The organism is Ancylobacter vacuolatus (assembly GCF_030813595.1).
In the GTDB taxonomy this organism is placed as follows: Bacteria; Pseudomonadota; Alphaproteobacteria; order Rhizobiales; family Xanthobacteraceae; genus Ancylobacter; species Ancylobacter vacuolatus.
In genome coordinates this window covers 808,842-819,917 of record NZ_JAUSUH010000002.1, presented here as the reverse complement: position 1 = coordinate 819,917, position 11,076 = coordinate 808,842, and the positions used below count along the sequence as shown (strand labels likewise).

Genomic DNA, 11,076 nt, shown 5'->3' with positions numbered 1-11,076 from the left:
AACGAGAAGCCGCAGGGCGAGACCGTCGACTACGACACGCTCATCGGCTCCTGGCCCGCCACCCCGCCGAAGAAAAACTGACGCGGGTCGGCTGAACTAAACACCGGGGCCGGAACCTGAAGTCGGTTCCGCCCCGGCCTCTCGTCCCGGACGCCCCCCGCCGTCCGGGACGATCCTTCTCCGTCATGCCGTCGCCCGACGGCATCCCGCCCGACATGGACACTCATCCCGGACAGGGGCAAACCCTTCCGGGATGACGCCTTTTCGCGGAGCGCCTCGTGACGACCCATCTTCTCGCCATCGACCAAGGCACCACCTCCTCGCGTGCCATCTTGTTCCGGCCCGACACCTCCATCGCGGCGCAGGCGCAGCAGGAATTCCCGCAGCATTTCCCGGCCTCGGGCTGGGTCGAGCATGAGGCCGAAGACCTATGGCAGACGACGCTCGCCACCTGCCGCGCCGTGATCGAGCAGGCCGGCCTGAAGGCCGCCGACATCGCCGCCATCGGCATCACCAACCAGCGCGAAACCACCGTGGTGTGGGACCGCAAGACCGGCGCCGCCATCCATCGCGCCATTGTCTGGCAGGACCGCCGCACCGCCGACCTCTGCGCCCGGCTGCGCAGTGAGGGGCATGAGCCTCTGGTGAGCGAGCGTACCGGCCTGATCCTCGATCCCTACTTCTCCGGCACCAAGATCGGCTGGATTCTCGACCATGTGCCGGGCGCCCGCGCCCGCGCCGAGCGCGGCGAGCTCGCCTTCGGTACGGTGGACAGCTGGCTGCTGTGGAAGCTCACCGGCGGGCAGGTGCACGCCACCGACGCCACCAATGCCGCCCGCACCTTGCTGTTCAACATTCACACCGGCGCCTGGGACGACGACCTGCTCGCTTTGCTGCGCGTGCCGCGCTCCATGCTGCCCGAGGTGAAGGACTGCGCCGCCGATTACGGCGTCACCCAGCCGCATTTCTTCGGCGGCGCCATCGCCATTGGCGGCATCGCCGGCGACCAGCAGGCCGCCACCGTCGGCCAAGCCTGTTTCCAGCCCGGCATGATCAAGTCGACCTATGGCACTGGCTGCTTCGCCCTGCTCAATACCGGGCCGACCGCCGTCCTGTCGCAGAACCGGCTGCTCACAACCATCGCCTACCAGCTCGGCGGAAAACGCACCTATGCGCTGGAAGGCTCGATCTTCGTCGCCGGCGCGGCGGTGCAGTGGCTGCGCGACGGGCTCGGCATCATCAAGAACTCGGCCGAGAGCGAGGCGCTGGCGGAAGCCGCCGATCCGGCGCAGCAGGTCTATCTGGTGCCGGCCTTTGTCGGCCTCGGCGCCCCGCACTGGAACCCCGATGTGCGCGGGGCGATGTTCGGCCTCACCCGCAATTCCGGCCCGGCCGAATTCTGCCTCGCCGCGCTGGAAAGCGTTTGCTACCAGACCGCTGACCTGATCGCGGCGATGAATGCCGACTGGGCGCGCTCGGGCGCCGCGGGTCATCGCACGCCGGTGCTGCGCGTCGATGGCGGTATGGTCGCATCAAATTTCGCGATGCAGCGGCTCGCCGATCTTCTCGCCGCGCCGGTCGACCGGCCGGTGATCCGCGAGACGACGGCGCTTGGCGCGGCCTATCTCGCCGGCTACCACGCCGGCATCATGCCGGCGCCGGGGCGCTTCGCCGATTCCTGGCGGCTCGACCACCGCTTCGATCCCACCATGCCGACGGAGACCCGCGAGACGAAGCTCGCCGGCTGGCGCGACGCGGTGCGCCGTCTCACCTTGCCCTGACCGTACTGCCAAGCCCTTGAAACGGCTTAGAATCTCTTCACGAACAGGCCGCGTCTCGCATAGACGGCGGCGGCTTCCTCGATGAGGGCGGCGACGCGGGTGGCGCCGTAGTCGCGGCGCAGAAGCGCCGCCCGGTCGAGCAGCTGCTGCGCGTTGCCGGCGCGGCCGGGGCGCAGCAGCTCATAGGTGTCGAGGATCAGTTCCTGCGGCACGCCCACCAGGTCGGCGGCACGCTCAAAGTTGGCCGCCAGCGTCTCCCGGCCGGCGGCGCGGGCGATTTTCGCCTGCAGCATCAAGGCTTCAGGGGTGATGGCGATGTCCTCGGCGCCGATCTCTCCGGCAAGCACCGCCTCCAATGTCAGGGCGGAAAGCGGCTTGCCGGTAGGGGTCTGCACCCGTTCGGGGGCCTTTTCGGCCACGGGGTAGAGGTCGAGGTCGCTGGCGGGATTTGCACTCATTGCGCGGCCTCCGGCGCACGCATGTCGGGGCGGTACGCGAGTTCGATGGGGTGAACAGTCGGTTCGATGAGACCAGTCTCGATCGCGTAGAGCAGCGCCACCCGCACATGGAAGCGGGCGCCAAGCGCCTCGCCATGGGTGGGCACCATCACCGGCTCCGGCGCCTCGCCGAAGGTGTGGCGGGCGGCGTTGCGGCCGAGCGCGCGGTAATGGTCGAGCCCGGTGAGGGGGGCGTTGGAGAACAGTTCGAGATTCATATGCGGCATGCGGTCGGCCTGATGCAGGACGGTCGTGCCCTTGGCCTGGATGCCGATGCCGAAACCCGAGCCGGACAGCCGCGCGGCGGCGAGGCCGAGGAAGGAGGTGTCGGCGGTGTGCATCATCCGCACCAGCCGCGCCGTGCCGCCCCCGGCGGCGATGCCGTCGACCAGCGCCGCCACCACATCGGCCAGCGCATGGCCGGCGGTGGTCTGGTGCAGCTGGCGGGCAAAGCCGGGGCTGACGCCGATCACCACCTCATGCGGGTTCACTCCCTTCGCCGCCGGGCCGGCGGCCACCAGCCAGTCCACCTCCGCGCCGCCGGCACCGGCGACGACATTCTCCGCTGCCAGCACCCGCTCGCGGGTGAGCACGTTGCGGATGCCCTGCACCGCCTCCCAGCGCTTCTCCGGCATGCGGTAGCCGGTGCCTGGGCCGCGATAATCATTGGGATCGTTGATGGCGCTCATCACCCGCCCGTCGCGCACCAGAGCTGAGGTCTGGAGATAGTCGCCGGAGATGCGCTGGCGCAGCATGAGGAGGAGATTCTCGGCCTCCTCGGTGTAGCCGCGCTTTCCCAGCGCCCGCACCACGTCGATGGCGGTGAGGCCGCGCGCCTTGATGGCGGCGCTGATCGGCGTCACCTCTCCCGGCGTGTAGCTCACCGTTTCCTCCGAGCCGGAGGCGAACACCACCGACATCATCCGCGCGCGCGGCACGCTGCCAAGGCCCAACTCCTCCATGACCGCCGCCAGCGCTTCCACCGCCCGCACGCGCAGGCCCAGCACCTGGTCCTCCTCCACCGGGGTCAGACCGCCATCAGTCTGGAAATCGCGCTGGAGCAGCAGATAGTCCTCGATCTCCTCGCCATTGAAGAGCGAGGGGTTGAAAGAATTGTCGTATTTCTTGATCGAGCCGAAGCCTGAGCAGATGAGGTCGGAGCCGGCGAGCAGATAGGGCGTGATCTTGGCGCCGACGCGGATTTCCGATTCGCTGGTGCGGCAGTCATTGCCGGAGGCGCATTCGAGCCCGAGCCAGACGGCGATCAGATTTTCCGCCATCAATTCGCGCACCCCGCCGGCCATGGAGGCGGTGAGCGGGGCGCCGTCAATGCCGCCATTCTGCGTGCCCTGCACGCCCATCGCCCGCTGCAGGCAGAGGCAGCGCGCTTCGAGATAGAGCAGCGAGCGCTGCTCGTGGAAGCCCATCAGCAGTTCCGCCGCCGCGCCCGAGGTGCAGCGGGCCTTGATGCCGCGCGAGGCATAGGCGGCGGTGAGCAGCGCCTTCGACCATGGCGTGTCGTCGCCATCGATGAAGGCGCGCTCAGTGCCGTAGACCGACACCGTCTCGGCATAGGAGGAAAGCCCGGCAAGGCCGATCTGCAGCTCCTCCGCCTCCTCGATGGAGCACTGGAACAGCACGCCGCCGCGCCCCACCGCCGCGCCCACCGTGCAGGCCAGCGCATTGGCCCAGCTGTTGGAGGCCACCCGCATAGTGGTCTCGATCTCGTCGAAGCCGAGCGCCACGGCCACCGCAGCATCGGCGGCCAGCTGCAGCGGGTCGTCCTTGGCATTGGTCACATGCGCCTGGTTGCCGGGGGTCTGGCGCTGGCGCATCTTCGAATAGGCGAAGGCGATCTCCAGCGCCGACAGCCGGCCCACCACTTCCGCAAGGCGCGCCGGGGTGAGGCCGCGCGCCAGCGCTTCGAGTTCCGGGCGCGGCACATTGATGTCGACCAGCTTGCGGGCAATCTCGCCCGGGTCCATCGCCATCGCCACCTCCGCCATTGCGGGGTCGATGTGATGGGCGGCGATGAAGGCGTCGAGAATGTCGAAATCGGCCGCCGCCTTGCCGTCCATGACGGTGACCCGGCCACCCTCGATGCTGAGCGAGGGCGCGGGGTCATAGGGGCTATGAAACACCGAGAAGCCGGCCTCGGGATTTTCCGCCGCGAACAGATCATGGCGCAGCGGCCGCGCGTCCCACTCGGCGAAGCGGCGCCAGCGATTGGAGCTTTGCGGCGCGCCCGTGGGGGGCGAAGCGGTTTCGGGCGCGTCAGTCATGCTCAGGCCTCCCGCATGGTCCTCTCCGGGACCCATGTCAGGATAGTGAAGACGGAAGGCAGGATAAAGCGGGCGGCGGCCCTGTCGGGGCTCCGGCGCGCGAAAGCCGGGGGGAAACCTCCGTCCGCCGAGGGCACGCGGCCCTTGCGGGGCCGGCCGCCCATCGGAATGGATACAGGCGCGCGCGACGACCCGGTCGTGTGACCGGAAAAGGTCTAGTGGAACCGCGCGGCGCGGCGGCAGAGCAGCGGATCGACCTTCACCTGATTGACGATGGTGAAGTCGCCGGCGAGGCGGCCGACGGCGTCCTCAATGAGGATCTGGGCGCCGCGCGAGGCGACGCGGCCGGTGAGGGTGATGATTCCCTTGTCCGGGCAGATGCCGACATCGACGTCGGCGCCCTCCAAGGCGTGATCGACGGCGTCCCGAAGGCGGCGATAAAGCGCGACATCCTGCATGGCATCCTCCCACTTCGGCCTCTGGCGGAAGTGAATGGATTTAGCCAAGCACGCCGGGCGGGCCGGCGCCTTGATCTGCCGCAAACCCGCCAAGGCGCCGGACACCCCGGCCCGCGACGATCAGTCCGCCGCGACGAGACGCTGCTCCTGCACGCCGAGGCCGGAGATGGCCAGCCGCATGGTCTGGCCGGCGGTGAGATAGACCGGCGGCTTCATGCCGAGGCCGACGCCCGGCGGCGTGCCTGTTGTGATGATGTCGCCCGGCTGCAGGCTCATGAACTGGCTGACATAGGAGACCAGGGTCGGCACGTCGAAGATCATGGTGCGGGTGGAACCCGACTGGCGGCGCACGCCGTCCACCTCCAGCCACATGTCGAGCGCCTGCGGGTCGGCGATCTCGTCGGTCGTCACCAGCCACGGGCCGATCGGGCCGAACGTGTCGCAGCCCTTGCCCTTGTCCCAGGTGCCGCCCCGCTCCAGCTGGAAGCCGCGCTCGGACACGTCATTGACGACGCAATAGCCGGCGACATGGGCATAGGCATCCTCGACGGCGATATATTTAGCCGGCTTACCGATGACGATGCCGAGCTCGACCTCCCAGTCGGTCTTGGTGGCACCGCGCGGAATCTCGACATTGTCGTTCGGCCCGACGATGCAGCTGGTCGGCTTCATGAAGATCACCGGCTCCTCGGGGATCGGCAGGCCGGCCTCCAGCGCGTGGTCGGTGTAGTTGAGGCCGATGCAGACGAATTTGCCGACGTGACCGACGCAGGCGCCGAGGCGCGGCGCGCCCTCCACCGGCAGCAATTCCTCCGTGTCGACCGCGCGCAGGCGCTCAAGGCTTTCCGGCAGCAGCACCTTGCCGGCAATGTCGGACACCAGCGAGGACAGATCGCGCAGCACGCCGGCCTCATCAATCAGGCCGGGGCGCTCATGCCCGATCTCTCCATAGCGAACGAGCTTCATCGGACGTGTCTCCCTGCCGCCAGAACCGAGCCGCCGGGCTCCTGCCGACGCGCGCCCCAGAGGTACCGGCAAAGCCCGGCCGCGTCGAGGCCGCCCTGGGCGGGATAGAGTGCCGGCTTGTCGAATCGGGGGCGCTCTCCTATCGCTCAAGGCCCGGCGCCGCCGGCCATGCGGGGGAAACACCATGGGCCATGTGCTGGTGGTCGGAAGCGTCAATGTCGACCGCATCTGGCGGCTCACCGCCCCGCTGCGGAGCGGCGAGCGGCTGACCCGGGAAGAGGTGACGCTGCGCCCCGGCGGCGGCGGCTTCAACACCGGCGCGGCGCTGCTGGCGCTCGGCCATCGGGTGACGCTGGCGGCGACGCTCTCCACCGATGCCGCCGGCGCCGCCTGCCGCGCGCGTCTGGAGGCGATGGGCTTCGACCTCAGGCATCTGCGCACCACCGACGCGCCCACCGTGCCGCTGGACATTCTGGTCGACACGAATGGGGAACGCACCATCATCGCCCCGGCCACGACAGAGGCGCGCCGGCTCACCGCCCTGCCCGCGATTGAGGCCGACATCGCCTATGTCAATGTTCGCCGCGCCACGCCCGGCGTGCTGGAGGCGCTGGCCGCGCGCACACGGGTGGTGGCCCAGCTGCCGCTGGAGCGGACGGAGCGGCGGCCGGCGCAGGTGCTGATCGCTTCCGCCGCCGACCATGCGCTGTTCGCCGGTGCGGACGCCTTCGCACACGCGCGGGAGATCGGCGGCGAGGGCCTGGCGGCGCTGGTGCTGACGCAGGGCGCCGGGCCGGTGCAGCTGTGCGAGGCGCAGGGGCGGACGGGCGTCGCGGTGCCGCCGCTCGACGCGCCCGCCGATACGACCGGCGCGGGCGATGCCTTCGCCGCCGGCTTCATCGATGGCTGGCTGGCCGATGTGCCGGCGCAAGCGGCGGTGCAACGCGGCAGCGCCATCGCCGGGCGGGTGCTGGCCGGGGACGCCGGTTTCCAGCGCCCGGCGCCGCTGCCGCTGACGACAGCGCTGATCGCGGCCGACTGACCCGCATCAAGGAACACGACGTTTCCCATGGTAAGCTTGGGTCTGGCGCCGCGACGGGTTCCGCCCGCGCCGGCCAAGGAGGACGCCATGTCGCCACGCGCGCCGTCGCCCGACCCTTTCGCCCCCTGGCAGGCGGCGCAGCGCGCCGTGCAGGAGAACTGGCGCGACGCCCAGGCCCGCACGCTGGACCTCTTCGGCTATGGCGTCGCCGAACAGCGCTATGACATCGCCGCCGAGGCGCCGCTGCTGCGGCTGCGGCACTATCGGCAGGGAGACGCGCCCATGGCGGCGCCGGGGGGACCGGCGGTGCTGATGGTTCCCGCACCGATCAAGCGCCCCTATGTCTGGGACCTGACGGCAGAACTGAGCGTGGTGCGCTTCTGCCTCGATCGCGGCATGGACGTGTTTCTCGCCGCCTGGCGCCCGCCGGCGGAAGGCGGCGCGCCGCACGGGCTGGAAGACTATGCGCGCGCGGTCATTGACGCCGCCCAGATCGTCGCCGCACGGAGCGGACGGGTGCCGGTGGTGCTCGGCCATTCGCTCGGCGGCACGCTGGCGGCGCTGGCCGCCGCGCTGGAGCCGGCGCTTTTTCGCGGGCTGGTGCTGCTTGCGGCCCCGCTGAGTTTCGCGCCCGGCTCCAGCGCCTTCCGCGACAGCGTGGCGGCGCAGGGAGCGCACACGGCCGAGGACGGCATCCTGCCCGGCGGGCTGCTGGCACAGTCCTGCGCCCTGCTCGCGCCCGGCACCTTCGTCTGGTCGCGTTGGATGGACGGGGCGCTGAGCCTCACAGACCCGGCGGCGCTGGACCTGCATCTGCGCATCACCCGCTGGGCGCTGGACGAGGTGCCGCTGGCCGGCCGGCTGGTGCACGAGATGGTGGAATGGCTGTACCGGGACGACCGTTTCGCCCAAGGCCGGCTGGAGCTGGGCGGGCGGCTTCTCGGGCCGCAGGGGCTGCGTGTGCCGGCGCTGGCGGCGGTGAACGCCGCCGACGAGATCGGCCCGCGCGCCGCCGTGGCGCCGTTCTTCGCCCGCATGGCGGAAGGCAGCACTGAGATCATCGAGCACCCCACCGAGGTCGGCGTCGGGCTGCAGCACCTCGCCATCCTCGCCGGGCGGCAGGCGCACCGGGAGGTGTGGCCTCGCATCGCCGACTGGATCGGCGCCCGCGCCTGAGACCCGCGCCGTCAGCGCGTGGGCAGCTTCAGCCCGCCGGCCACCAGCTGGGTCCAGATCTCCTCGGCCGTGTTGGCGAAACGGAACAGGGCGCATTCCCCGGCGCTCACCATGCCCAAGTCGACCAGCGCCTGGAAATTGATGACCGAGCGCCAATAGGCCTCGTCGAACAGCACGATGGCCACCGGCGGCGCCTTGCCTGTGATTTGCAGGTTGAGGATCTCGAACAGCTCGTCGAGCGTGCCGAAGCCGCCGGGAAAGACCACCAGCGCATTGGCGCGCATGGCGAGATGCATCTTGCGCATGGCGAAATAGTGGAAGCGGAAGGTCAGCTGCGGCGTGGTGTAGGGGTTGGGCACCTGCTCATGCGGCAGCGAGATGTTGAAGCCGATGCTGGGCGCGGCCACCTCATAGGCGCCGCGATTGGCCGCCTCCATCACACCCGGCCCGCCGCCCGTGGCGATGACATTGTCGCGGTAGCCGCCTTCCGACACATCGAGCGCGCCGCCGCGCTGCGAGGCGAGGCGCCCGAAGGCCCGCGCCTGCTCATAGAGGAAAGGCTGGTGGCCGGGACCGTCCGCCCGCACCCGCGCCGAGCCGAACACCACGAGGGTGGAGCGGATGCGCCAGCGCCTCAGCTCTTCCTCGGGCTTGGCGTATTCCAGCTGGAAGCGCACGCCGCGCATGGAATCACTGAGGATGAAATCCTGGTCCAGCGCGGCGAGGCGGTAGCTGTGATTAGGGGAGATGTCGTCGTCCAAGCCGGTTTCCTTCACGCGCGCGTCGCCGCGCGGATCTCGCGCCTGCGGCAGATACCGCCTCAACCCTCATCGGGAAAGTTGGCGTCGAGCTCGTCGAGCCAGACCTGCGCCCCCGCATCCGAGGGCGCCCGCCAGTCGCCGCGCGGCGAGAGCGAACCGCCCGAGGTGATCTTCGGCCCGTTCGGCAGCGCCGAGCGCTTGAACTGGTTGGCGAAGAAGCGCTTCAGGAACAGCTTCAGCCAATGCCGGATCTCGGCCCGCGAATAGGCACGCCGGTCCTCGGCCGGAATGTTCGCCGGCCAGGCGCCGCGCGAAGCATCGCCCCAGGCCTGCAAAGCGAGATAGGCGATGCGCGAGGGGCGCAAGCCATAGCGGGTGAGGTAGTAGAGGTTGAAGTCCTGCAGCGCATAGGGGCCGACCACCTGCTGGGTCGACTGGATGGTGGCGCCCGCCTCCGCCGGCACCAGCTCCGGCGAGATTTCGGTGGCCAGCACCGCCTCCAGCGCCCGCGCGGTCGCGGCCGAGACGTCGCCCGAGGCGGCGACGAAGCGGATGAGGTGCTGGATCAGCGTCTTCGGCACCGAGGCGTTGACGTTGTAGTGGGACATGTGGTCGCCGACGCCATAGGTGCACCAGCCGAGCCCCAGCTCGGAGAGATCGCCGGTGCCGACCACCAGCCCGCCCTGCTGGTTTGCGAGGCGGAACAGGTAGTCGGTGCGCAGCCCCGCCTGCACATTCTCGAAGGTCACGTCATAGACCGGCTCGCCGCCGGCGAACGGGTGGCCGAGATCGGCCAGCATCTGCCGCGCCGCCGGGCGGATGTCGATCTCGCCGCCGGTGACACCCAGCGTCTCGATCAGCGCCCACGCATTGGCGCGGGTGGCGTCGGAGGTGGCGAAGCCCGGCAGCGTGTAGGCGAGGATATCGCTGCGCGGCCGGCCGAGCCGCTCCATCGCCCGCACCGCCACCAGCAGCGCCTGCGTCGAATCGAGCCCACCGGACACGCCGATCACCGCGCGCCGCACGCCGGAGGAGGAAAGGCGCTGGGCGAGGCCCTGCACCTGGATGTTGTAGGCCTCGTAGCAGTCTTCCGCGAGGCGCTCGGGATCATCAGGCACATAGGGGAAGCGCGCGATCAGCCGCTCCAGCGGCGCCGGTGCGGGCGGGGCACCGAGGGTGAAGCCGATCCTGCGGAAATCACCCGCCCCCTCTTCGCGCATGCATTCGCCGAAGGTGGTGGTGCGCATGCGCTCCTGCCGCAGGCGCTCCAGGTCGATATCGGCGGCAAGCAGGGTCGGCCCGTCGGGGAAGCGCGCGCTCTCGCCGAGGCACTCGCCATTCTCGAAGATCGCCGCCTGCCCGTCCCAGGCGAGATCGGTGGTGGATTCGCCCGGCCCGGCGGCGGAATAGGCATAGGCGGCGAGGCAGCGGGCGGAATGGCTGGCGCAGAGCAGCCGGCGGTGACGCGCCTTGCCGATGGTGATGTTGCTGGCGGAGAGATTCAGCAGCACTTCCGCCCCCGCCAGCGCGCCCCGCGTGGAGGGCGGCAGCGGCACCCAGAGGTCCTCGCAAATCTCGACATGGAAGGTGAAGGGCACCTCGCCCTCGGCGCGGAACAGCAGATCGGTGCCGAAGGGTACGTCCTCCCCCGCCACCGCGATCGCGCCCGACGTGCCGAGCCCGGGCGCGAAGTGGCGGCGCTCGTAGAATTCGCGGTAGTTGGGCGGGTAGCTCTTGGGCACCACGCCAAGGAGAACGCCGCGATGAATCACCACCGCACAATTGTAGAGCGCCCCCTCGTGGCGCAGCGGCGCGCCGACCACCAGCACCGGGAAGAGCGCGCGCGAGGCGGCGACGAGTTCGGCGATCGCCGTCTCCACCCGGTCCAGCAGCGCGTCCTGGAACAGAAGGTCGTCAATGGCATAGGAGGACAGGCCAAGCTCGGGAAACAGCAGCACGCCGATACCGCGTGCCTCGGCGCTGCGCGCGAGCGCCAGATGCTCGGCGAGCGCAAAGGCCGGGTCGGCCACCCGCCCGCGCGGCACGCCGGTGCCGATTCGCAGGAAGCCATGGCGGTAAAGACAGCGCGAATCGGCCATTATGCCCTCATCAA

Annotated in this window: 9 protein-coding genes; 3 read left to right on the top strand and 6 right to left on the bottom strand. The window is 70.0% G+C overall.

Annotated elements, in window-relative coordinates:
• Positions 1–278: 278 nt before the first annotated feature.
• On the top strand, positions 279–1,781 hold the full coding sequence (glpK, locus tag J2S76_RS07785; protein ID WP_307059109.1) for a glycerol kinase GlpK: 1,503 nt from the start codon (positions 279–281) through the stop codon (positions 1,779–1,781).
• 26 nt (positions 1,782–1,807) lie between these two features.
• Here the strand turns inward: glpK and J2S76_RS07780 are convergent, their stop codons facing one another.
• From J2S76_RS07780 to J2S76_RS07765, 4 genes are all read right to left on the bottom strand, one after another.
• Positions 1,808–2,239: a diol dehydratase small subunit gene (locus tag J2S76_RS07780; protein WP_307059107.1), complete on the bottom strand. Its 432-nt coding sequence runs from the start codon at positions 2,237–2,239 to the stop codon at positions 1,808–1,810.
• Entirely contained in the window at positions 2,236–4,560 is a 2,325-nt protein-coding gene (locus J2S76_RS07775) for a propanediol/glycerol family dehydratase large subunit (protein ID WP_307059106.1), read from the bottom strand. Before J2S76_RS07775 ends, J2S76_RS07780 begins: the two co-directional genes overlap by 4 nt.
• 215 nt (positions 4,561–4,775) lie before the next feature.
• Positions 4,776–5,018, bottom strand: a complete 243-nt coding sequence (locus tag J2S76_RS07770) for a BON domain-containing protein (protein WP_307059104.1) — start codon at positions 5,016–5,018, stop codon at positions 4,776–4,778.
• Positions 5,019–5,138: 120 nt separating this feature from the next.
• Positions 5,139–5,984, bottom strand: coding sequence for a fumarylacetoacetate hydrolase family protein (locus J2S76_RS07765; protein ID WP_307059102.1), 846 nt, complete (start codon positions 5,982–5,984; stop codon positions 5,139–5,141).
• Positions 5,985–6,168: 184 nt separating this feature from the next.
• On the opposite strand from J2S76_RS07765, the gene J2S76_RS07760 reads away from it, so the two are divergent.
• Both J2S76_RS07760 and J2S76_RS07755 read left to right on the top strand, forming a co-directional pair.
• A complete protein-coding gene (locus J2S76_RS07760; protein ID WP_307059100.1) occupies positions 6,169–7,026 on the top strand; it encodes a carbohydrate kinase family protein in 858 nt (285 codons plus the stop codon).
• Positions 7,027–7,113: 87 nt separating this feature from the next.
• Positions 7,114–8,202: an alpha/beta fold hydrolase gene (locus J2S76_RS07755; RefSeq protein ID WP_307059098.1), complete on the top strand. Its 1,089-nt coding sequence runs from the start codon at positions 7,114–7,116 to the stop codon at positions 8,200–8,202.
• 11 nt (positions 8,203–8,213) lie between these two features.
• Here J2S76_RS07755 and J2S76_RS07750 read toward each other — a convergent pair whose 3' ends face one another.
• Positions 8,214–8,963, bottom strand: coding sequence for an LOG family protein (locus tag J2S76_RS07750; protein ID WP_307059095.1), 750 nt, complete (start codon positions 8,961–8,963; stop codon positions 8,214–8,216).
• Positions 8,964–9,022: 59 nt separating this feature from the next.
• Positions 9,023–11,062 (bottom strand): NAD(+) synthase, encoded by a 2,040-nt coding sequence (locus J2S76_RS07745; RefSeq protein ID WP_307059093.1) that lies wholly within the window; start codon positions 11,060–11,062, stop codon positions 9,023–9,025.
• Positions 11,063–11,076: the final 14 nt, after the last annotated feature.